The 20,978-nt window shown below is 64.4% G+C and carries 21 protein-coding genes; 7 read left to right on the top strand and 14 right to left on the bottom strand.

Annotated elements, in window-relative coordinates; genetic code table 11:
* Nucleotides 1–5 precede the first annotated feature (5 nt).
* Together HMPREF2996_RS05790 and HMPREF2996_RS05785 are read right to left on the bottom strand one after the other, a co-directional pair.
* A complete protein-coding gene (locus HMPREF2996_RS05790; protein WP_070710857.1) occupies nt 6–1,550 on the bottom strand; it encodes a DNA polymerase Y family protein in 1,545 nt (514 codons plus the stop codon).
* Entirely contained in the window at nt 1,547–2,230 is a 684-nt protein-coding gene (locus HMPREF2996_RS05785) for a hypothetical protein (RefSeq protein ID WP_070730496.1), read from the bottom strand. Before HMPREF2996_RS05785 ends, HMPREF2996_RS05790 begins: the two co-directional genes overlap by 4 nt.
* 59 nt (nt 2,231–2,289) lie before the next feature.
* Between HMPREF2996_RS05785 and HMPREF2996_RS05780 the strand changes: the two genes are divergently transcribed.
* Nucleotides 2,290–2,700, top strand: a complete 411-nt coding sequence (locus HMPREF2996_RS05780) for a hypothetical protein (protein WP_070730494.1) — start codon at nt 2,290–2,292, stop codon at nt 2,698–2,700.
* Between the two features lie 109 nt (nt 2,701–2,809).
* Here the strand turns inward: HMPREF2996_RS05780 and HMPREF2996_RS05775 are convergent, their stop codons facing one another.
* Both HMPREF2996_RS05775 and HMPREF2996_RS05770 read right to left on the bottom strand, forming a co-directional pair.
* Entirely contained in the window at nt 2,810–3,463 is a 654-nt protein-coding gene (locus HMPREF2996_RS05775) for a response regulator (protein WP_070730493.1), read from the bottom strand.
* A gap of 2 nt (nt 3,464–3,465) precedes the next feature.
* Complete coding sequence (locus tag HMPREF2996_RS05770; RefSeq protein WP_083313788.1) at nt 3,466–4,614, bottom strand: ATP-binding protein; 1,149 nt, start codon at nt 4,612–4,614, stop codon at nt 3,466–3,468.
* Between the two features lie 112 nt (nt 4,615–4,726).
* Between HMPREF2996_RS05770 and HMPREF2996_RS05765 the strand changes: the two genes are divergently transcribed.
* Genes HMPREF2996_RS05765 through HMPREF2996_RS05755 form a run of 3 tightly spaced genes read left to right on the top strand, consistent with a single transcriptional unit; the run spans nt 4,727 to nt 8,136 of the window.
* Nucleotides 4,727–5,782: a PspC domain-containing protein gene (locus HMPREF2996_RS05765; RefSeq protein WP_070730491.1), complete on the top strand. Its 1,056-nt coding sequence runs from the start codon at nt 4,727–4,729 to the stop codon at nt 5,780–5,782.
* 11 nt (nt 5,783–5,793) lie between these two features.
* Nucleotides 5,794–6,915 (top strand): threonine aldolase family protein, encoded by a 1,122-nt coding sequence (locus HMPREF2996_RS05760; protein ID WP_070710852.1) that lies wholly within the window; start codon nt 5,794–5,796, stop codon nt 6,913–6,915.
* A 33-nt stretch (nt 6,916–6,948) separates the two neighbouring features.
* Entirely contained in the window at nt 6,949–8,136 is a 1,188-nt protein-coding gene (locus tag HMPREF2996_RS05755; protein ID WP_070730489.1) for an HNH endonuclease signature motif containing protein, read from the top strand.
* Nucleotides 8,137–8,550: 414 nt separating this feature from the next.
* Here the strand turns inward: HMPREF2996_RS05755 and guaA are convergent, their stop codons facing one another.
* A complete protein-coding gene (gene guaA, locus HMPREF2996_RS05750) occupies nt 8,551–10,119 on the bottom strand; it encodes a glutamine-hydrolyzing GMP synthase (RefSeq protein ID WP_070730487.1) in 1,569 nt (522 codons plus the stop codon).
* Nucleotides 10,120–10,143: 24 nt separating this feature from the next.
* Nucleotides 10,144–11,070, bottom strand: a complete 927-nt coding sequence (locus HMPREF2996_RS05745) for a LysR family transcriptional regulator (RefSeq protein ID WP_070730485.1) — start codon at nt 11,068–11,070, stop codon at nt 10,144–10,146.
* Between the two features lie 74 nt (nt 11,071–11,144).
* On the opposite strand from HMPREF2996_RS05745, the gene HMPREF2996_RS05740 reads away from it, so the two are divergent.
* Entirely contained in the window at nt 11,145–12,122 is a 978-nt protein-coding gene (locus tag HMPREF2996_RS05740; RefSeq protein ID WP_168166678.1) for an EamA family transporter, read from the top strand.
* Between the two features lie 170 nt (nt 12,123–12,292).
* Here the strand turns inward: HMPREF2996_RS05740 and HMPREF2996_RS05735 are convergent, their stop codons facing one another.
* Nucleotides 12,293–13,489: a GuaB3 family IMP dehydrogenase-related protein gene (locus HMPREF2996_RS05735; protein ID WP_070446489.1), complete on the bottom strand. Its 1,197-nt coding sequence runs from the start codon at nt 13,487–13,489 to the stop codon at nt 12,293–12,295.
* 9 nt (nt 13,490–13,498) lie between these two features.
* Nucleotides 13,499–15,013: an IMP dehydrogenase gene (guaB, locus tag HMPREF2996_RS05730; protein WP_070446490.1), complete on the bottom strand. Its 1,515-nt coding sequence runs from the start codon at nt 15,011–15,013 to the stop codon at nt 13,499–13,501.
* 148 nt (nt 15,014–15,161) lie between these two features.
* Between guaB and HMPREF2996_RS05725 the strand changes: the two genes are divergently transcribed.
* The gene (locus HMPREF2996_RS05725; RefSeq protein WP_010189463.1) at nt 15,162–15,536 is read left to right on the top strand and encodes a DUF5319 domain-containing protein; all 375 of its coding nucleotides are present in this window, start codon (nt 15,162–15,164) and stop codon (nt 15,534–15,536) included.
* A gap of 78 nt (nt 15,537–15,614) precedes the next feature.
* Here HMPREF2996_RS05725 and HMPREF2996_RS05720 read toward each other — a convergent pair whose 3' ends face one another.
* Both HMPREF2996_RS05720 and HMPREF2996_RS05715 read right to left on the bottom strand, forming a co-directional pair.
* Nucleotides 15,615–16,445 (bottom strand): hypothetical protein, encoded by an 831-nt coding sequence (locus HMPREF2996_RS05720; protein ID WP_070730481.1) that lies wholly within the window; start codon nt 16,443–16,445, stop codon nt 15,615–15,617.
* Between the two features lie 105 nt (nt 16,446–16,550).
* Entirely contained in the window at nt 16,551–17,168 is a 618-nt protein-coding gene (locus HMPREF2996_RS05715; RefSeq protein WP_070446495.1) for a sigma-70 family RNA polymerase sigma factor, read from the bottom strand.
* 394 nt (nt 17,169–17,562) lie between these two features.
* Between HMPREF2996_RS05715 and HMPREF2996_RS05710 the strand changes: the two genes are divergently transcribed.
* Nucleotides 17,563–17,862 (top strand): WhiB family transcriptional regulator, encoded by a 300-nt coding sequence (locus tag HMPREF2996_RS05710; RefSeq protein WP_070446497.1) that lies wholly within the window; start codon nt 17,563–17,565, stop codon nt 17,860–17,862.
* Nucleotides 17,863–18,048: 186 nt separating this feature from the next.
* Here HMPREF2996_RS05710 and HMPREF2996_RS12970 read toward each other — a convergent pair whose 3' ends face one another.
* The 4 genes from HMPREF2996_RS12970 to groES all read right to left on the bottom strand — a co-directional run bounded on the left by HMPREF2996_RS12970 (nt 18,049) and on the right by groES (nt 20,912).
* Nucleotides 18,049–18,231: a hypothetical protein gene (locus tag HMPREF2996_RS12970; protein WP_246822989.1), complete on the bottom strand. Its 183-nt coding sequence runs from the start codon at nt 18,229–18,231 to the stop codon at nt 18,049–18,051.
* Nucleotides 18,232–18,471: 240 nt separating this feature from the next.
* Nucleotides 18,472–18,810: a hypothetical protein gene (locus tag HMPREF2996_RS12660; protein ID WP_141757481.1), complete on the bottom strand. Its 339-nt coding sequence runs from the start codon at nt 18,808–18,810 to the stop codon at nt 18,472–18,474.
* A gap of 167 nt (nt 18,811–18,977) precedes the next feature.
* Nucleotides 18,978–20,594, bottom strand: a complete 1,617-nt coding sequence (gene groL, locus HMPREF2996_RS05700) for a chaperonin GroEL (protein ID WP_070644420.1) — start codon at nt 20,592–20,594, stop codon at nt 18,978–18,980.
* Between the two features lie 18 nt (nt 20,595–20,612).
* Nucleotides 20,613–20,912: a co-chaperone GroES gene (groES, locus tag HMPREF2996_RS05695; RefSeq protein ID WP_167595557.1), complete on the bottom strand. Its 300-nt coding sequence runs from the start codon at nt 20,910–20,912 to the stop codon at nt 20,613–20,615.
* Nucleotides 20,913–20,978 lie beyond the last annotated feature (66 nt).

Raw genomic sequence — 20,978 nt, 5'->3', positions numbered from 1 at the left:
ACAGTTCAGGCATAGGTTGCCTCCACCGACCAGCGTCCGCCTGCCCACACGAGGAGCCAGGCGCGCTGGCCTTTCTCGTTTTCCCCGACGACTTGCAGGCGCGCGCAGCGCTGCGCCGCACCTGCTTCCCACCACTCAGAGTCCACGGGCCACGGGCCAGCCCAACCGGTCACCCGGTAGCGGTGGCGCCCCCACCCCAGGCCCGCCGGCTCCCCGGAGAGGAGGGCCTCGGCGGTGACGATGATGTCTTTCGATGAGGCGTCGATAAGCCGGATCCGCGCGGCCGGGTGCGCCAGGCTTGCCGGGAGCGGCGCGGGGATGCGCCCGGGCCAGGTGCCCTCCGGCTGCGGGTCACGCTGTTCGCCGTAGGGGACGTACTCGATGCGCTCGGCCACCCCACGCCCGCCCGCCGGGCGGGGCTGCAGCACGCGATCTACCCCCAGCTGGGATTGCACCCGCGCGATGACGCGCTTGGCCTGCTCCGCGGATTCGCCCGCGCCCCACAGGAGCCCATCCCCCGGCGGGGTAACCTCCACCGGCTCCAACGCCAGCTTGACGATGCCCCCTCCCTCACCCGGCGCACTACCCGCCCGCGCAGCACTCAACCAACCATCGAGCTGCCAGCGCACGCGGTCCGCTGTAGCGGCCTCGCTGAGCGCTTCCTGGATACGCCAGATCCGCTCCAGGCGCTCGCCCCCCTCGAACTCCGCGGCAACGCACAGCCGCAGGCACACCACGCCGGCCTCATCGAGTAGCACGTGCAGGCGCGCCGCGAGCTGACGCGCGGCAAAGGCCGCAGCATCCACGCGCTCCAAGGGTTCTTCGAAGCCCTGCTCCACGCCTAAGTCGGGGCGCACAAGCTCCGGCGCCACGCGCCGATCCGGTGCCGCCGCAGCCACCGCGTGGCATCGCCGTCCAGCCTCGCCGAAACGGGTGGTGACTTGGCGCAGCGACAAGCTCGCCAACTCCCCTAACGTGCGCACGCCCAGCTGCTCTAAGGCATGCACCACGTCCGCCGTGCATCCCAGCGCCACCTCCGCGGCCAATACCCCCACCGGCTGCTGAGCCAGAAAGCTACGCGAGCCGCCTGCCGGGACTACCGCGCCCAGGTTGTGGTGGCGCGCGGCAATCAGCGCGGTGGCGATCTCATCAGCGACGCCGACGGTGGCGTCGAGGTGGGATCTGGCGGTGGCGTCGACAAGCATCTCCACTGCTTTCTCCTCGCTGCCGTGGAAACGCCCGGCCGCGCCCGCATCCACGATGACCAGGCCCGGACGCAGCACCTCCACCGAGGAGGCCACCGCGTCCAGCCCCGCGGCAATCTCCGCGAAGACCACGCCGTCTCGGTCCGGGTTGGCCTCCTCCACGCGCAGCTCCGGTAGGAGAGCTTGGGCCTGGCGCACGCGCATCCCGCGGCGCACCCCCGCCCGGCGCGCCGCCGCGTTGCACACCGCCACGCGGTGCTGGGCAGCGATAGCGCATGCTGCCCTGTCTGCGTCCTGCAGCGCCTGGATAGGCCAATCCGGGAACCACAGCGCCGCGACCCTCACACGACCTCCAAGTGCGGGCGCGCGTCCGGACGCTGCCCACATGTGAGCACTCCACGGCGCGGGCGCATGCTTGCCGACGCCACCCGCACCCCTATATCAACCCCCCGAATCCGCCCGCTGCCCCGGCCCACGCCATGCACAGCGATAACTTCCGCGCCTATCTCCACGGCTGTGCCCGGCAGCCGGGTTCCCACGGTAAGCAGGGCCGCCTGCCCAGCCCGCACTTTTGCCAGCACGGGGCGCGCCCGCGTGGGGCTCAGCACGCCTGTGCCTTTGTGCACGACTAGATCCAGCCCCTCGCACAGCACGCCGGTCACCGCCCAGGGCTCTACGCCTGGATCGGGCACCGTGATAACCCGGGAGACATCACCCTCCTCGGCCACTTGTGCGAGTAGGAGATCGGGCCAACCCACCACCCCGACGTGTCCGCCTGCCGCGCTAACATGGGATATCAGCTCCACCACGAGCGCAGCACATTCCGCACAGGCGGTTGCCTGCTTGCGGGGCAGACCACCACCCGGGAGCAGCTCAGATAGCTTTTCAGGGACTCCGAGGAGCTCCGCCTCCGGCTGCACCTGCGCAGAATCATCCGGGGTTTCCAGGCGTTGAATCTGGGTGCGCAGAACCGCAATCTGGTCAGCCCGGGAGCCACCCGCTACACGAACACCTGTTTGATTCATGGCTCCTATTATGAACCTCTCTCCGGACGCGCGCAATTGCGCTGGTAGCGTTAGGCGCCATGAATCCCCTCCGCGCGCACACCACCCCTATCCCCACTCCGCCGTGGGTACGCCTCGGTGCCTCGCTGCTAGCTGGCGCTGCCGTGGCGGCAGGTAGCAGCCGCATCCACTTCGGCCTCGCGCTAGGACTCAGCCTGCTCTTCCTCATCGCCGCCTGCGCGCTCGTATTCCTGCACCCCTACCGTGCTGATCTGCGCGATTATGCCCAGCGCCACAACGTCACCATGCTGCCCAACGCCGCACAGCTCATCCCGCTTATGGCGCTGTGGCTGATGGTCATGTTCTCCCCGCTCCTCGCGCTTCCTGCCTGGGGCAGCGCGCTGGTGTGGGTGCTCGTTTCAGGCGCGGCCTTCTTGCTCTTCCCCCACGTTGACGGCTCCCGCAAGCTCGCCTACGCGCCCCCTGCCTAACCCCGCCGGACTAACTGCGTGAGCGGCGACCACCTCCACCGGCCCCCGATCCTGGTTTGTGCGGGGCTGTCTGCGCCAGCGCCTTTGCCAACCCGCCTCGGCCGGGCGTCTAAGCCAGGTCGCGCGAGGTGGCCCAGCGCGTGAGCTGATGGCGGTTGGACTGCTGCGTCTTGCGCAAAATATTGGAGGCGTGCGTTTCCACCGTCTTCACCGAAATGAACAGCTGCTTGCCAATCTCGCGGTACGTATAGCCGCGCGCAAGCAGCCGCAAGACCTCCAGCTCGCGCCGCGTGAGCGCATCCACCGCTGGGTCGTGCCCCTCCTCCGACTCCGGGGCGGGCGAACCGGAGGCAAAAGCATCAAGGACAAAACCCGCCAGGCGCGGCGAGAAATACGCATCCCCGCTGTGCACCTGCACCACCGCCTCGGCCAGGTCCGGGCCGGAAATATTCTTCGTCACATACCCGCGCGCGCCCGCCCGAATCAGCGCAATCACATCCTCCGCCGCATCCGACACGCTCAGCGCCAAAAACACCGGCCGCGCCGGCTGATGTGCCGTCCCATTAATAACGGCGAGGCCGCCGCCGTCGGGCATGTGGACATCAAGAAGCACCACGTCCGGGGAGGTCCGCGCAATGCCCTCCAGCGCCTCCGCGACAGTGCCAGCATCACCCACAATCTCAATCTCCGGGGCCGCCGCCAGCTCCGCGCGAACGCCTGCGCGAAAGACGGAGTGATCATCAACCAAAAAGACCTTCACCATGCTCATAACGCTACCGCCAGCTCCACCTCGGTGCCTTCCCCCGGGGTCGAAGAAATCCGCACGCACCCACCTGATCCCTCTACGCGCGCGCGAATACTGTCACGAATCCCGTGCCTATCAGCGGGAATATCCTCCACATCGAAACCCACCCCGCGATCGCGCACAAAGATACTCAGCTCGCCCGCCAACAACTCCGCGTAGACATCCACCACGTCCACGCTTGCGTGCTTGCCGGCATTCACCATGGCCTCGCGCGCTGCCTGGATAAGCAGCTTCGCGGATTCCGTTAGCTCCGCGTCTTCGCCCACCGTCACCGCGGATACCCGCATATCAAAGAGATCCTCCACTTCCCCGCACGCCGCTTCGAGAGCACCAAAGCAGGTGGTGGGGGTGGCAGAGGGGGCGTCGAAAAGCCAGGCGCGCAGCTCCCTTTCCTGGGCGCGCGCCAAACGCGTCACCTCACGCGAATCCCCCGCCCTCTTCTGAATCAGCGCCAGCGTCTGCAGCACCGAATCGTGCAGGCGGGCGGCAATCTCGGCGCGCTCCTCCGAAACCGCCTTCGCCGCCTGCTCCTGCGACAGCGAACGCCAGAGCTTCAGCACCAGCGGCACCACCAGCGCCCCAAAGCCCACCAGCGTCAGCGCCGTGGCCAGGATCGCCGAGCCCGATCCGCTTTCCCACGTCACCGCCGCCACCACGACGCCACCGATGACCAGGACGGCACCCGCCGCCACGGCAACCAGACCCACCGGCGTGTTCAAGCCGCGGTCATAGGCCAACCACGCCAACACCGCGCCGATGGCCACCACCGCCAACGGCACCGCCGCGCTTAACGACGCCCCCGAAACCCCCAACACGCCCACCGCGCTACCCGCCAGCGCCAAGAGCACCAGCACGAGGGAGAGGGGGCTGCGGCGGGTGGAGGGGGCGTCGTCAAGCGCGGGCGTGAAAATCCACAGACCGGCATAGGCCATCGCCCCCACCCCGCCCAGCAAGGTCAACGCGGTCAAAACGATGCGCACGGAGAGCGCCGAGACCCCAAGATTCTGCGCCAATCCCGCCGCCACGCCGGCGACCACGCGGCCAGACTGGGGGCGCGACATCATGGGATAAGGCGCCGCGTTTTCTGCGGGCACATAGGGCGAAGTCATACTAGCTATGGTCCCACGCCCCATCCTCGGGCACATCAGGGACAACCCTGAGGCCGAAAAACCAGGGCGATTACCGATACCGCCACGCGGCCCCACGCGGCACCATAAAAGTATGACGAAGAACAGCACGCTCAACCAGATGTGGACGACCCGCCCCGTCCGCCTTCCCAAGAAACAGGGCGGCGACGCGCAGATCGCTGGTGTCTGCGAAGGCATCGCGGTGCGCTACCTGCTCGACCCCACGATCGTGCGCGTGGCCTTCGTGGTCGCGTCACTCGCCTTCGGCGGTGGCATCGCCGCCTACCTCGCCGCGTGGGCGCTCATGCCGCGCTTTGGCTCGCCCTACTGCCCGCTCGATGCGGCCTTGGGCAAGGATGGTGTCAAGGAGGAACAAGAGCTCGGCTGGATTCTGATTGTCGGTGTTCTTCTTACTTTTAGCTCCGGCCCACTGTTCCTCAGCGGACAATTCCTCGCCGGACTTCCGCCCGCTGTGTTGACCTTCGGACTGTTGGCGCTGGCGTGGTACGCCCTTCACCAACGCGAACCGCTACCGCCCAGCGGGCTATTGGCCGCCGAGCAGCCGGTGCGCGAGGAACCTGTCAACCTCAACCCTTATACCCCGGCAGACGGCCACCCCTTCCCGCCAGGGCGTAGGACTCCGCCGTCTTGGGATCCACTCGGCGTGGTGCCCGATGCCTGGGACCTGCCGGAGCCGGGCCCGCGGGAGGAACCGACAAAGAAGCGCGGTTCGCAGTGGGTCGAGGGCGCGATTGCCCTCGGCGCTGTGGGAGCGGCCCTGACGATTGCCTTCCTTGGAGTCACCTTCGTCGCCGAGGCCGACGAGGAGTCCGGTTTCAGCTTCCGCTTTAACGCCGGTGAACAGCACTTTGCCCCCACCCATGAAGAGGAGCTTAAGGAATACTACGACCTGGGCATCGGCGAATCGACGGTAGACTTCAGCCAGCTCCACGGCCTGAAAGACGAGCACGATGTCACCGTCGACGCCGGCATCGGTGCCGTCGAGGTCATCCTCCCGAAGGACATCCCTGTCTCGCTGACCTGCGATGACGGCCTGGGTGAGAGTAACTGCACCGAACGTCAGGACCCTGATGCACTGTTGAAGATTCACATCGACGCAGGTATCGGCGAGCTTACCGTCACCGGCTAAACTGGCCCACCATGATTCACTTCGGCAACGACTACCACCGCTCCGCTCACCCCCGCGTCCTTGATGCCATCGCGGGGGCAGGCGGGGCTTATGCCGGCTACGGCACCGACGAGCTTTGCAACACGGCCGCTGCGCGCATCCGCGCTGCCTGCCAGGCACCGAACGCCGAGGTGCATTTCATGGTCGGTGGCACGCAGGCCAACGCCACCATCATCGCCCACCGGCTGCGCCCCTGGGAAGGTGTTATTGCGGCGGATAGCGGGCACATCGCCACCCATGAGACGGGTGCTATCGAGCACACCGGGCACAAGGTCATCACGCTGCCAAACCAGCTGGGAAAGATCACCGCCGCACAGGTCCGCGCGTGCATGGATGAGTACCGCGCCTCCGGGGTGGAAGAGCACATGCCGGAGCCGGCGCTGGTCTATATCACCCAACCCACTGAGTTTGGCACCGCCTACTCCCGCGCCGAACTCGTGGCCCTGCGCGCGGTCTGCGATGAGTACGGGTTGGGCCTGTTTGTCGACGGCGCCCGCCTCGGCTACGGTCTGTCCGCTTCAGATATCACCCTGCCGGACCTGGCCGCGCTTGTCGACGTCTTCACCATCGGCGGCACCAAATGCGGCGCCCTCTTCGGCGAAGCCATCGTCTTCCCCGCGGGTGCGCCGCGCTTTCGCAATGCCATGAAACAAAACGGTGGCCTGCTGGCTAAGGGCTGGTTGCTCGGCGCGCAATTCGCTGCCCTCTTCAGCGCCCCACCTAATGCCCCCACCGACGCGTTAACTGGAGCAAACGCAACCTGCACTCGCGCTCAAGCAGCCACCCCGGGCAATGAGGTAAACAGCGCGGCAGCAACCACCCTCTACGAACAGATCTGCGCCCGCGCCAACGCCCAGGCCCAGCGCATCGCCGAGGCATTCCGCGCCGCAGGCATCGACATGCTCTTTGACTCTCCCACCAATCAGCAGTTCGCTCTGCTAACCCGCGAGCAGGAAGACAAACTCTCGCAGGACTTCGTGTGCCAATTCTTCGAAGAACACGAAGGCCTGCGGGTGGTGCGTTTTTGTACGGCGTGGTCGACGGAAGAGGGGGACGTCGATAAGCTCTGCGCTGCGATTTCTGCGCTCAAGTAGCGTGGTTCCCCGGCCTGGTTTAGGCTGTGGGCTATGCAACTGGGGGGTTACATTCAAGCACTAGCGCGCGGGCTGGACGTCGTCGAGCAATGCGCCGGTGTTACGCGCGCGCAGCTGGTTCAGATGGGTGCGCGACCAGATTTCGCGGAGAAGCTGCTGAATCTGCACGCGGTGTATTTCGGGGACACGATGTTCCGCTCCCGGCAGCGCAAGGCACGCCGTACGGGCCACGACGTGTTCACGCTCCTTGAGATTGAGCGCTACTGTTCCAAGCTTAAAGCCCGCAGGGCCTGGGAGCTGCGCCAACTACTGGCTGCTACCCCGCGGGAGAAAATCCCCATGGTGGCGAAGGCCAAGCTCAAAGAATGGCGTCCGCCGAAGGACCCTGCACCGGGCGTGCGGGTGACGCGGCGCGCGGGCCGCAACCACACGCTGAGCATTACGGATTCCTCGCTCAATATTTCCAAGCTGTTGGCCGTGCTCAAGTCCACGGATCAAGATTTGCTCACCGCAGCGCATACCGTGTTCCGCGGCGGCGGTGGTTCCGGCCAGACGCTGCAGTCGAACGTCATCGTGCGCTTGGATGAGCTGGACCGCATCGTCGATGGTGATGGTGAAGAGATCGAACTGCAGCTGACGAATGGCGCGACGATGACGGGTGCGGAGTTCGTGCGCGAAAAGCTTGCCGACGTCGGCCTCATCACCCTCGTCCATCCCCATCACGGCCCCGTGAATCTGTACATGGCGAGCCGCTTTGCCAATTTAAAGCAGCGGCTCGCCTTGTCTGCGGAGCACCCGACGTGCGCGTGGCCGGGATGCAACGCACCCGCCGAGGACTCACAGATTCATCACCTCACCCGCTTCCAAGATGGCGGGCCGACGAATATGACCAACTTGGTGCCGTTGTGCGCCTACCACAATGCGGTCAATGACGATGACCCGGAAAAGCCCACCGGCCGCGGGCACCTCGACCGCATCGATGGCCGCGTGCACTACCTGCCGCCGTGGGCGGGGCCGCCAATTCCCATCGAAAGCCCGGCTCACCCGCCGCATGCTACTAAACGTACAGCTAATCATGCTCCAGAGAGTAGGGCTGCTCGAACATCCACGGATCCGCCGACATACGGCTCGCCCGGACCGCCTTACGGCTCCGGCCCTGGGGCGCCGCCGCGTGACTCCGGCGAGCCTCCGAACCGCCCAACGAGCTCCTCCGGCCCGTAGAGCCTCGCCCCTGGGCTCGGGGGCGATACTGCTCCGCAGGCTCACCAGTCCCCGACACGCTGCGTCACACAGCCGCTTTAACCAGCCGCTCGCTGAGAAAACCCACTCGGCGTGCGGCTACTCGCGCGCGCGTTATAGAGGTATGCGTATTAGTGCTGTGCGACGTACAGGCTGGAGCTTGTAGCGGTCAACCTGGAGGGTACGCAGGAGCCTAGCACCCCCATCTGCGCCAATCCGCAGCGTTGAATGCTAGGGCCGAAACGGGGAACGCGGCCGCGCCCCGTTGGTTAGAGGCACGGCCGCGCTACGCAGCGTCGGGGAGTTTGCTTCCCTTCGCGCTTTGAGCACTACGCTATCTCGCTGAGAACGCCGCTGCACTGATGCAGTGCTTGTTCCAGTATCTTTCGGCAGTGTTTATTCCCACTCGATGGTTCCCGGCGGCTTCGAGGTTACGTCGAGCACCACGCGGTTGACTTCCTTGACCTCGTTGGTGATGCGGGTGGAGATCTTCTCCAGCACGTCGTACGGCAGGCGGGTCCAGTCCGCGGTCATGGCGTCCTCGGAGGACACTGGGCGCAGGACGATCGGGTGGCCATAGGTGCGGCCGTCGCCTTGGACGCCGACGGAGCGGACGTCGGCAAGCAGCACCACCGGGCACTGCCAGATCTCGCCGTCCAGGCCAGCGTTGGTCAGCTCGGTACGCGCGATGAGGTCCGCCTGGCGCAGCGTCTCCAGACGCTCCTCGGTGACCTCGCCGATGATGCGGATGCCCAGGCCCGGGCCCGGGAAAGGCTGGCGCGCCACAATTTCCTCCGGCAGGCCCAGCTCACGGCCAACCGCACGGACCTCATCCTTGAAGAGCAGGCGCAGCGGCTCGACGAGCTCGAACTCGACATCATCAGGCAAGCCGCCCACATTGTGGTGGGACTTAATATTCGCAGTACCGTCACCGCCACCGGACTCCACGACGTCCGGGTACAGCGTGCCCTGCACCAAGAACGCGGCATCCTGGCCGTCCAGAGCCTGGTCGACGGCGCGCTCGAAGGAACGGATGAACTCCGCACCGATGGCCTTACGCTTGGCCTCCGGCTCGGTCACACCGGCCAGCTTGTTGAGGAAGGCCTCGCGCTCATCCACGGTGATGAGCTTGGCGCCAGTCGACGCCACGAAGTCCTTCTCCACCTGCTCACGCTCACCCGCGCGCAGCAGGCCGTGGTCAACGAAGACACAGGTCAAACGGTCACCGATAGCGCGCTGCACGAGGGCTGCGGCTACGGCGGAATCCACGCCACCAGACAGGCCGCAGATTGCACGGCCTTCCTCACCGATCTGCTCGCGCACATCGTTAATGAGCTGCTCCGCAATGTTCTCTGCGGTCCAGTTCTGCTCCAAGCCTGCTACCTCAGTCAAAAATCGCGTGAGCACCTCCTGGCCGTGCGGCGAGTGAAGAACTTCCGGGTGGTACTGCACACCGGCCATCTGCTTGGACAGGCACTCGAAGGCTGCCACGGGAGCGCCTTCCGACGACGCGGTCACCTCAAAGCCCTCCGGGGCTTCAGTGACCGAATCGCCGTGAGACATCCACACCTTGTGGGTGTCCTCCAGGCCCTTGTGCAGCACGCCGCCGGACACGGTCATGTCCGTGCGGCCGTACTCGCGGGCACCAGTGGAGGCCACGGTGCCGCCCAAGGCTTGGGTCATGGACTGGAAGCCGTAGCAGATACCAAAGACCGGGATGCCGAGCTCGAGCAGCTCCGGCTTCAGAGCAGGGGCGCCGTCCGCGTATACGGAGGACGGGCCACCGGAGAGGATCAGCGCGGCCGGGTTCTTGGCCTTGATGTCCTCCACGGAGGCAGAGTTGGGGACAACCTCGGAGTAGATGTTGGCCTCACGCACGCGCCGGGCGATGAGCTGCGCGTACTGGGCGCCAAAGTCCACCACGAGGACAGGACGCGGGGTTGCATTTGGGTTAGTCACGGTCATCAGTTTAACGCAAGAACCCGCGCCCTAGACCGCAGGGAGAGGTCCAAAATCTTTAGCGGTGGCAGCCGCCTTGCCCAATGCCGCCCGAAACGCCCGCAGAGCGGGGTGCCCCTCGCGTCCAGCACGCACCGCTGTGTAGAGCGTGCGGGTGGGATTACCAGGCAAAGCAACCACACGTACGCCTTCGATCTCCTCAAGAAAAAGGTCCGAAATCACCGCCACCGCGTGGCCCGTGCGCACCAAGTGCGCGTGCAAGAAGGGATCCGGGGTTTCATAGAGCACGCTGGGGTTAAAACCATGCCGGCGGCACAGACGGTGGACGAAGCGCCCCAATAAAAACTCCTCCGGGTCCATGGCAAAAGGGATTTCGCCATCGAACGCTGCAAAATCCTCTAAGCGCAGTGTGTTCCAGGGGCCGGTGAGTGGGGTGATGAGGCGTAGGGGGTCGTCGAGAAGCAGCTCCCGGTGGGTGTGCTCATCCGTGGCGGGCATGTCCGACTCATACTCTTCACCCAGGATGAGGTCCACCTCCCGGCGCGCCAGCAGCTCCATCGCGCCATCGGCTTCGCGCTGGATGATCTGCACGCGCAGGTCCGGGTACTCCCTGGCTAGCTCCGTCAGCGCCCGCGGGACCAGCGAGGACATGATGGTCTGAAACGTCGTGACCTTGATCGTGCCACGCACCGCGTTGGTGGATGCAATGACCTGTGACTCGGCCTCATCCGCCAAGGCGAGCATCCGCTCAGCATAAGACGCGAGGATTTTCCCCTGCTCCGTCAAACGCACTCGCCGGCCGACTTTCTCATAGAGCGCCACGCCGACGTCTTTTTCACACTGTGCCAGTTGTTGGGAGATGGCCGAGTGCGTATAGCGCAGCGATTCCGCCACGGCAGTGACGGTGCCGAGGCGTTGCAGCTCGGAGAGAATGCGCAGGCGATGAAGATCCAACATGACAGAATGCCTAACAGGTACGTGTTAAAAACTGTAGATAGACTAACAGTTCTTCCCACCCCACAATGGACTGCATGACCAATCCCCTTGCCGTTCTGTGCGTCATCGGCTCGTGCATTTCAATCCAGCTCGGAGCGAGCCTCGCCATCCAGCTTTTCCCCATCGGCGGGCCCTGGGGCACCGCTTCGCTGCGTTTGCTCTTCGCCGCCGTGATCCTGCTCGCCATTGCGCGACCGCGCGTGCGCACGTGGAGCCGTGAGAAGTGGATCTCCGCGAGCATTTTCGGCCTCACGCTGGGTCTGATGAATGGATTCTTCTATGCCGGCATCGAGCTTGTTGCGCTAGGTCCTGCCGTGACCATCGAGTTCCTCGGCCCGCTACTGCTGGCGGCGTGCCTCTCACGCTCGCCTCGCGACGCCACCTGCGTCGCCCTCGCTCTTCTCGGTATGGGTTTGATGGGCCTGGACTCTTTCAACGGAGATCCCCTCGACCTGCGAGGTGTGTTCTTCTTGCTGTGCGCCGGCGCGATGTGGGCTGCTTACATCCTGGCCAGCAAGAAGGCCGGCGCGCTCTTTAGCGGCCAAGACGGTTTGGCCGTGGCTTTCCTCATCGGTGGCTTGGTGCTCCTGCCAGTGGGTGGGCGCGGGGCGATGGCTCTAGCGAGCGATCCTTCGCTACTGCTGCTTGCTCTGGGCACGGGCGTGCTGGCTTCTCTCATCCCCTACTCGTTGGAATTCCTTGCGCTGCGCAGGCTTGCCCCCAACGTCTTTTCCATCCTGATCGCTTTGGAGCCCGTCTTCGCCGCACTCTTTGGCTGGCTCCTGCTCTCCCAGAACGTGTCCCAGCTCAAGCTGGCGGCCATCGGGCTGGTCGTGGTGGCCTCGGTGCTGCAAACCATGGCACCGGTGCGCGGGCGCGTGGTTTTCCGCAAAGTGGCACTGCGCCCACGCCGCCTGAAAAAGCCCCGCCTGCTGTTGTTTCAGAAGCCGCGCAACTGCAGCTGCAACTCCAACGTGGAAGCACCATCGGTGCTCAACCCCGCAGAGCGCTAAGCCAGGACACGAGCCGCCAAGACAGCGAAGTAGATCGAAGCTTTGTCGATCACCGCAGTGTTCCTCCGGCAGTCGGCTGCCCCGACGGGTAGCCGCACCTACAGGCAGCCGCTCCCGCCGGTGGCCGCGCGTACGGGCAGCCGCGCCTGCGCACAGCTGCGTCCGCAGCACTAACGGACGGCCAGACCAACCTTCTGGAAGGACTTCAAATCCGTGTAGCCGCACTTTGCCATGGCGCGCTTGAGTCCACCGACCAAGTTGAGCTCACCCAGCGGCTCGTTGGACGGGCCATGGAGCACGACCTCCAAGGAAGGCGCACCCGCTGAGGCATCCTCGGCGGCGCCAGAAGTTGCGTTGCCAGAAACGTCGGTGCCCGAAACATCGGCGCCAAAAGTGCCGGTGCCCAGGAGGGAATTGGCCACGCCAATCGGCTCAATGAGGCCGCGCGGGAAACGCGGGTGGCCGGCCGTGGACGGCCAGTACCAGCCCTTGCCACCAGCCTCCGCCGCGCGAGCCAGGACTGGCCCGAGCACGACCCCATCAGCGCCACAGGCAATGGCCTTGGCGATGTCTGCGGAGGTGAAGATGTCGCCGTCGGCAAGCACGTGCACGTAGCGGCCCTCGGTCTCATCCAGGTAGTCGCGGCGTGCGGCCGCAACATCCGCGATGGTCGTCGCCATGGGGATATCAATACCTACGGTCTCCGGGTTGGTGTTCACACCGGCGCCGACGATGATGCCCGCAGCGCCCGCGCGCATGAGGTGCAGCGCCGTGGTGTAATCCGCCACGCCACCGGCCACCACCGGGGTATCCAGCGAGCCGATGAACTCCTTCAAGTTGAGCGGCTCGCCGCCAGTCTGCACGTGCTCGGCGGAAATCAAAGTGCCGTGGATGAACAGCAACTCCGCGCCGGCCTTAATAACCACGGGCGCCAGCTCGCGGGCGTGCTGCGGGGAGACGCGCACGGCCACGGTCACGCCGGAATCGCGCACCTGCGCGATGCGCTCTGCCAGCAACTCCTCATTCAGGGGTGCTGCGTGCAGCTCCTGCAGCGTGGACAGGTCGCCGAAGTTCTCCGTCACGCGGGCAATCGCGCCTTCCAAATCCTCGTGACGGCCCCACAGGCCTTCGGCATTGATGACGCCTAGACCGCCCTGTTTGCCCATCTCGATAACAAATTCGGGTGTGGCCAGCGCATCAGTCGGCGCCGAAACGAACGGAACGTCGAAGGTGTAGGCATCGATGTGCCATGAGGTGTCCACGTCCTTGGAGGAACGGGTGCGGCGAGTCGGCACCAGGGAAATCTGGTTCAAGTCATAGGTGCGGCGGGCCTCGCGGCCCACGCCGATTTCTACGTAATCGCGCATTCTTAGTCCTTAGCGGTAGTTCGGAGCTTCGACGATCTGCTGAAGGTGGTGCGGGTGAGACTCCTTAAGGCCCGCAGCGGTGATCTGGACAAACTGCTTGGTCTTGAGCTCAGCCAGGTTAGCGGAGCCGGTGTAGCCCATGGAAGCGCGCAGGCCGCCCACGATCTGGTGAACGATGGCATCAATATCACCGCGGAAAGGCACGCGTCCCTCCACGCCTTCTGGCACCAGCTTGTCCTCACTCTTGACGTCGGCCTGGAAGTAGCGGTCCTTGGAGTAGGAGCGCTTCTCGCCCGTCAGGCCGCGGCCCTGCATGGCACCCATGGAACCCATTCCGCGGTAACGCTTGTACTGCTTGCCCTGGACCACAACGATGTCACCCGGTGCCTCCGTGGTACCGGCCAGCATGGAGCCCAGCATGACGGCATCGGCGCCGGCCGCCAGGGCCTTGGCGACGTCACCGGAGTACTGCATGCCGCCGTCACCAATAACCGGCACACCCGCCGGACCTGCCACGGCGGCGGCCTCCATGATGGCGGTGATCTGCGGGGCACCTACACCCGCCACAACGCGCGTGGTGCAAATGGAACCCGGTCCGATGCCGACCTTGATGGCGTCGGCGCCGGCCTCAATCATGTCGCGTGCAGCAGCACGGGTGGCCAGGTTGCCACCGATGACGTCAATGCGGTCACCAAAATCCTTCTGCACGCGGGAGACCATCTCCAGCACGCGGTTGTTGTGGGCGTGGGCGGAGTCGACGACGAGGACGTCTACGCCGGCGTCGACAAGCTGGCCTGCGCGCTGGTAGGACTCCTCACCGGTACCGATGCCCGCCGCCACGAGAAGGCGCCCGGAAGCATCCTTGGAGGCGTTGGGGAATTGCTCGGTCTTGACAAAGTCCTTGACGGTAATGAGGCCGACGAGCTTGTTCTCATCATCAACGATGGGCAGCTTCTCCACCTTGTTGGCGGACAGCAGCTCCAGCGCCTCTTCCTTGCTGACGCCTTCCTTGGCCACGACTAGCGGCATCGGGGTCATGATCTCGGAAACCTTGCGGGAGAAATCCGGCTCGAAGCGCATGTCACGGTTAGTGCAGATGCCCACGAGGGTGCCTTGCTTATCGACGACCGGCAGGCCCGAAATCCGGTACCGCGCGCACAGCGTGTCTACCTCGTCGATAGTCATGTCCGGGGTGGCCGTGACCGGGTCGGTGACCATGCCGGACTCGGAGCGCTTCACAATCTCTACTTGCTGAGCCTGCTCCTCTGCGGAAAGGTTGCGGTGCAGGACGCCGATGCCGCCCTGACGCGCCATGCCGATGGCCATGCGGGCCTCGGTCACCGTATCCATCGCGGCGGAAGCCAGAGGCACGCCGAGGCGAATGTTGCGGGTGAACTGCGCCGAGGTATCCACCTCGGAGGGAACGACGTTGGATTCTGCGGGAAGCAGCAGAACATCATCAAAAGTAAGGCCGTAGAGTGCAATCTTGTCGGGGTTGTCTCCGCCGGTGTGGACGTGGCTCATGAGGGTGGGGCTCTCCTAAACTGACCAGATAGTTGTATGCGGTAGCCCTCACTGTAGTGCGTGGACGCCCCGTAGTGGTAGCCGTGGGTATAGAAAAAGTCTCTATAGGGAATTGCCTTGCGCGCACGGAGTCAATAGGCTCGCAGACGTGAACTTTTTCGCCAACATGCCCCGCGATCCCTTCGCGGACGACCCGAACGACCCAGCTTCCTTCCTCGAGGAGGATGAGCACGTCGAGCCGCTGTCTGAGGAGGACCGTCTCGCCGTCATTCATGATCTGGCCATGGTCCAAGAGTTTGCGCGTGTTTTGAGCCCGCGCGGCATCGACGGCATCTTCTTTTTCTGCGAGGACTGCGAAGAAAACCACTTCTACGAGTGGGACATTATGGCCTCCAACATGCAGGCTACGCTGGCAGGCCAGCTCGCCCCCGTGCACGAGCCGGGTGCCGAGCCGGATCCGATGCGCTATGTTCCGTGGGATTATGCGGTGGGTTACCTCGACGGTATGGATTCGCGCTACTAGCGCGGCTGAAGTACCGCGCAGCTCAACGACAAGAACCTCTTTCCTCCTGGTGTGGGAGGAAAGAGGTTCTTTGTGGTTTTATTGCTGGAACTGCGGCGGCGGGAGCTGACCGTTATCCCCAGCGCCATCCGAGTTGTCATTCTGCGGTGGCGTCGCCTGCTCTCCACCACTCGGCTGACTTGGCTCCGGCTGGTTCTGCGTCGGCGGCTCCAGTGGGTTACCTGCCGATACCGTACGTGTCACCACGACGGTAGAGACCGCAGTCTCGGTCTGCGTGACGGTCTCCGGCTCCGGTGGCTTCTGCTCCTCTACAGGGGCGGGCTTCTCCACCGTCTGCGTCTGCGTCACCGTGGTGCGGGGCTGTTGTTTCGTCGTACTCGGGGACTCCGCCTCGCGTTCCCGCTTGGCCTGATCCACCATCTTCCGGGCTTCTTCAAGCAGCTGACGGGTGCCGTCCATATCGCCCTCAGCGGAACGCCTCTCCATTTCATCGAGTGTTCCGGCGAGCTCGACCACAGACACATCGTGCTCGTCTGCGCCGAAGAGCGACTGGTTCACGCCATACAGCGGGGAACCCGGTCCGGCGTTGACCACCACAGCTCCGGTACCTGCAATGAGCAGCGTAGCTGCGGCCGCTCCAATGAGGCCGTGCATGAATGGCTTGCTCCGACGGCGACGTGCCGCGCCGAGGGAAATAACCTCCGGCTCCTCCTCCGCGCCTTCGATGAGGGGGGCCGGGGGCATCTGCTTTTCGACGTCCCCGCGCAGCTCCAGCAGAAGACCCGCCAACTCATCACCGCCATCGGAGGGATCCGTTCCTTCGGAGAGAGTGGTGAGGAATGCATCATCATCGACCAAAGGCTGCAGCTGCTCAGCGACACCCTGCTGAGGCTGGTCCTTTTTTGCCATGATGTCCTCCCTTCCTTATTAGTAAAATTTTAATTTGTCGGTGCCAAGTACCGATGGCTCACTGCTAGCTCTGGGCTAGCCCAACTACTGGTTCACACTGCTGGTTCACGACGTCTCGTGCGAATCGAGGGATTTGCGCAATTGCGCAAGTGCACGATGTTGCGCCACGCGGACTGCGCCAGGGGTAGACTCCACAATTTCCGCAGTCTCCTCTGCCGACAGCCCCACGAACACACGCAAGATGATAATGTCCCGGGCCTTGTCACTTAACGTATCGAGCATTGCCCGCACTCTGTTACTACCGTCTACTTCAAGGGCGGATTCTTCGGGGGTAGCGTCCTGAGCGGCGTCTTCCGGAAGGTCTTCCGTCGGGTGGGTGTGGTCGCGGCTGAGGGCCCGGTGAGCGTCGGTCACCTTGTGGGCAGCGATGCCATACACATAGGCCATAAACGGGCGGCCCTTGTCCTTGTACGTGCCAATCGACGTCGCCACCGCCAAGCAGATCTCTTGTGCCACATCCTCCGCCGTGGGCTGGCGGTGACCGCCAATGCGTGCGCGGCAATAGCGCAGGACCTGCGGGTGAATGATGCGCATGATGCGCTGCAGGGCACGGCGGCTACCGTCGACGGCTAGCGGAACGAGGTCCGCTAGTTCCTTATCGCTGTCGCGCTTCGCCGCTGTGGAGGAGCCGCCTGCGCCTGTAGCATGTGTAGCCACTGCCATCCTTGCTCTTCTGCTTTGTGCTCTTCTGCCTAAAGTCTTTTCTGAATGAATTCGTTTAATTCATTACTACATATTCTGCATGAACATCATGTCATAACCATTTGGCGAAACCCGAAACGACGGGTCCATTCCCCGGCTTTTGAGCTGTGATAAAAAGTTCATTCATCGTTCATCTTAACCTTAAATGCAGGTCATACTGGGTAAACGTGAGGAATTTCGGCTCGTTACACCTGCATGTCAGCAATGCTTAACGCGCCGTTTACCAAGGGAAGACACACTTCTATCTCGTCTTACTTCGCCCTAGCGCTCACGGGACCATCTCCCGTGTTGAGTCGCGCTTACAGCACGCCTCGCGCTTGGAAACTCTATCTTTGACGAATAAGGAGAATCGAACGTGTCTCAGCCTTTCCTGCTCCCCGGGCCCAATACGGACTTCTGGGATTGGCAGCTACACGGCGCTTGCCGTGGGGAAAACTCTGACGTGTTCTACCACCCAGACGGCGAGCGCGGTCGCGCCCGCGCCCAGCGCGAAAACCGCGCCAAGGCTATTTGCCACACCTGCCCAGTCATCGAATTGTGCCGCGAACACGCCCTCGCATCCGGCGAGCCCTATGGCGTGTGGGGCGGCATGAGCGAATCCGAGCGCGTCGTTGCCTTGCGCTCGCGCCGCACCCACGCGACCGTCGGCGCCTAGTCCGCCCTCCCCCAGCCATGGCGTTAAGCAGGCTGCGCTGATATTCAGCAGCCGGCAATTGGAGGCCGGTAGAAGCCGCCAGTTCTACAGCACCTGCGCTAGGTAGCGGGCGGTCAACGTGTCCTTGTCGAGGAACTCGCACGGCGGGCAGGCCGCCACGACCTCGCCGCCGGAGAGCATCGAGAGCTACTGCCCCAACGTCAGGTAGCCCAGCCCCAAATCCAGGGCTGTCTCCAACCCGCGCAACGGGGCCACGGCAAGGGGTGCGTTGATGGTACGGAGCCATGCGGCGGCGTCGGCAAGCTCCATGTCGCAGACCTCCGCGATGGAGACGCCGTTGAGGTAGGACTCCCGCGCGTGCTGCGCCAAGCGCGTACCCTGGCTGGGCAGTCCACAAAGACCACTGCGCGCTCGACAAAGGCACGCATATGCTTCTGTAGGGACGCTCAACACGTTCCCGCGTGACCAGCCCCATGTAACTCATGTTGACGCCGCCGACCTTGGTCTCATACAGGTTGCACTTTTGTTCCTCGGTAAAGCCCTGGCCCGGCACGTCGGCCGGATACAACCCGGGCTCGGCGTAGGCGCGCCACATCCACGAGTCCACCTTCATGCCGGGGTACATGATGGCGCCGTCGTTGAGGGACAGGGACTCATCGACGAGCTGGCGCTTGTCGACGTCCCCCCCACCTCGCCCCTGCCCTCACACCACGGGCACATGCCGCCGGTGCGCTCGAAGCGGCGACCTTTCTTGACTCCATTGACCTCGATAGCGGCCTGACCGAAGGCGGAAGGAACGTTGAAGGAATAAGTTGCGGGCCCGCCCGCGCGGGGTTCTGCCAGGCGGGAGAAAAGCACGCGCAGGTGCCCGATGGTGTCGGTGGCGGTGATGAGTTCTTGTTCTACGGCTCCACAGTCTGATAACGGGGCGGAGATTCCCGCCCCCACAGCAAAGGCCCGCCTCCCCGCGATGGATGCGGGCGGCGGGCCTTCCTTATGGCCACGCGGGGAGCCACCGCTCCCTGCGGGAATTCCTTATGGCTACGCGGGAACCCTTGTGGCGACGCGGGAACCCTTGTGGCGACGCGGGAAACGTAGGTTTCCCGCGTGCACGTTTAGTGCGCGTGCGCGTGTCCAGCCTGAGCCGGCTCTTCCTCGGCGGGCTTCTCCACGACGGAAGCCTCGGTGGTGAGCACCATGCGGGCCACGGAGGCGGCGTTAACCACGGCGGAGTGGGTGACCTTTACCGGGTCGATGATGCCCTGCTCCAGCAGGTTGCCGTACTCCAGGGTGGCGGCGTTGAAGCCTTCACCGTTGGCCTGCTCGGCAACGCGGGCGACGACGACGGAACCATCCAGGCCGGCGTTCTCAGCGATCCAGTAGGCCGGGCGGGTCAGCGCACGGGCCACAGCCTGCACGCCAATCTTGGCCTCGCCCTCGAAGCCCTCGGCAAAGGCCTTGAGCTCCTGGGAGATCTGAACCAGTGCGGAGCCGCCGCCGGCGATAACGCCTTCTTCAACGGCCGCGCGGGCGGCGTTGATGGCATCCTCGACGCGCAGCTTGCGCTCATTGACCTCGGTCTCGGTAGCGGCACCAACGCGGATGACGGCAACACCGCCAGACAGCTTGGCCAGGCGCTCCTCGAGCTTCTCCTTATCCCAGGTGGAATCGGTGCGCTCGATCTCGCGCCGGATCTGCTCGCGGCGCTCCTCGACGGCCTCAGCAGTACCTGCACCATCCACAATCACGGTGTCCTCCTTAGACACGGTGACGCGACGTGCAGAACCGAGAACCTCAGGGCCAACCTCCTTGAGGTTGATGCCAACCTCCGGGTCGACGACCGTAGCACCGGTGACAACAGCCAGGTCATCCATGAAGCCCTTACGACGCTCGCCGAAGTACGGCGACTTCACGGCGGCGACCTTGAGGACCTTACGGATGGAGTTCACGACGAGCGCCTGCAGCGGCTCGCCCTCGATGTCCTCAGCGATGATCAGCGTCGGGCGCGAGGACTCCGCGATCTTCTCCAGCAGCGGCAGGAAGTCCGGCAGGGAGGAGATCTTGTTGCGGACGAGGAGAATTGCGGCGTCGTCAAGCACGGCGTTGTAGGTCTCCTCCTCCGTCGCAAAGTACGGGGAGAGGTAGCCCTTGTCGAAGGAAATGCCCTCGGTCACGTCCACGGTGGACTCGATGGTTTGGGACTCCTCGACGGTCACGACGCCGTCCTTGCCCACCTTGTCCATCGCGCCGGCAACCATCTCGCCGACCTCCGCATCGCGGGAGGACACGGTAGCAACCTGGGAGATTTCCGCGGAGGAGTTCACCGGGGTGGCGCGCTTCTTGAGCTCCTCGACGACCTTTTCAGCGGCCGCCTCGATGCCCTTGTTGAGCTCCACCGGGTTAGCACCGGCGGCAACGTTGCGCAGGCCCTCGAAGACGAGTGCCTGGGCCAGCAAGGTCGCGGTGGTGGTACCGTCACCGGCGATGTCGTTGGTCTTGACGGCCACGGACTTCACCAGCTGGGCGCCGAGGTTCTCAAAAGGATCGTCGAGATCAATGTCGCGGGCGATGGTGACGCCGTCATTCGTGACGGTCGGGCCACCAAAAGCCTTAGACAGCACGACGTTGCGGCCGCGGGGGCCGAGGGTGACCTTGACGGCGTCGGCCAGCGTGTCTACACCGCGCTGGATGCCCTCGCGGGCCTCCTGGTCAAATGCAATCAGCTTTGGCATAGGGTTAATCGCCTACTTTTACTTCTCGATGACAGCGAGCAGGTCGCGAGCGGACAGCAGGAGGTACTCCTGGCCGTCGTACTTCAGCTCGGTGCCGCCGTACTTGGAGAAGATGACGGTGTCGCCCTCGTTGACGCCGACCGGGACAACCTCGCCCTTGTCGTTGGTGCGGCCCGGGCCGACGGCTACGACGGTGGCCTCCTGCGGCTTCTCCTTCGCGGAGTCCGGGATAACCAGACCGGACGCGGTGGTGGTCTCAGCTTCAACGATCTGGACGAGGACCTTGTCCTCCAGCGGCTTGATGTTTGCCATGATGATTTCCTCCAAAGTGTTCCTAGTGCACGTCCACGTGGACGTGCGTGTGCCGGTTGTGGGTAGCCCAGC

Source organism: Corynebacterium sp. HMSC066C02, from assembly GCF_001814945.1.
Taxonomy (GTDB): Bacteria; Actinomycetota; Actinomycetes; order Mycobacteriales; family Mycobacteriaceae; genus Corynebacterium; species Corynebacterium aurimucosum.
This window is presented reverse-complemented; position numbering and strand designations above follow the sequence as displayed.

Excerpts from the sequence above, each read along its gene's own strand:
- groL (WP_070644420.1), bottom strand. The coding sequence starts at position 20,594 with ATGCCAAAGCTGATTGCATTTGACCAGGAGGCCCGCGAGGGCATCCAG.
- HMPREF2996_RS05745 (WP_070730485.1), bottom strand. The coding sequence starts at position 11,070 with ATGTTGGATCTTCATCGCCTGCGCATTCTCTCCGAGCTGCAACGCCTC.
- HMPREF2996_RS05775 (WP_070730493.1), bottom strand. The coding sequence starts at position 3,463 with ATGGTGAAGGTCTTTTTGGTTGATGATCACTCCGTCTTTCGCGCAGGC.
- HMPREF2996_RS05740 (WP_168166678.1), top strand. The coding sequence starts at position 11,145 with ATGACCAATCCCCTTGCCGTTCTGTGCGTCATCGGCTCGTGCATTTCA.
- HMPREF2996_RS05715 (WP_070446495.1), bottom strand. The coding sequence starts at position 17,168 with ATGGCAGTGGCTACACATGCTACAGGCGCAGGCGGCTCCTCCACAGCG.
- HMPREF2996_RS05720 (WP_070730481.1), bottom strand. The coding sequence starts at position 16,445 with ATGGCAAAAAAGGACCAGCCTCAGCAGGGTGTCGCTGAGCAGCTGCAG.
- HMPREF2996_RS05735 (WP_070446489.1), bottom strand. The coding sequence starts at position 13,489 with ATGCGCGATTACGTAGAAATCGGCGTGGGCCGCGAGGCCCGCCGCACC.
- guaB (WP_070446490.1), bottom strand. The coding sequence starts at position 15,013 with ATGAGCCACGTCCACACCGGCGGAGACAACCCCGACAAGATTGCACTC.
- HMPREF2996_RS05770 (WP_083313788.1), bottom strand. The coding sequence starts at position 4,614 with ATGACTTCGCCCTATGTGCCCGCAGAAAACGCGGCGCCTTATCCCATG.
- HMPREF2996_RS05755 (WP_070730489.1), top strand. The coding sequence starts at position 6,949 with ATGCAACTGGGGGGTTACATTCAAGCACTAGCGCGCGGGCTGGACGTC.
- HMPREF2996_RS05760 (WP_070710852.1), top strand. The coding sequence starts at position 5,794 with ATGATTCACTTCGGCAACGACTACCACCGCTCCGCTCACCCCCGCGTC.
- HMPREF2996_RS05765 (WP_070730491.1), top strand. The coding sequence starts at position 4,727 with ATGACGAAGAACAGCACGCTCAACCAGATGTGGACGACCCGCCCCGTC.
- HMPREF2996_RS05785 (WP_070730496.1), bottom strand. The coding sequence starts at position 2,230 with ATGAATCAAACAGGTGTTCGTGTAGCGGGTGGCTCCCGGGCTGACCAG.
- guaA (WP_070730487.1), bottom strand. The coding sequence starts at position 10,119 with ATGACCGTGACTAACCCAAATGCAACCCCGCGTCCTGTCCTCGTGGTG.
- HMPREF2996_RS05780 (WP_070730494.1), top strand. The coding sequence starts at position 2,290 with ATGAATCCCCTCCGCGCGCACACCACCCCTATCCCCACTCCGCCGTGG.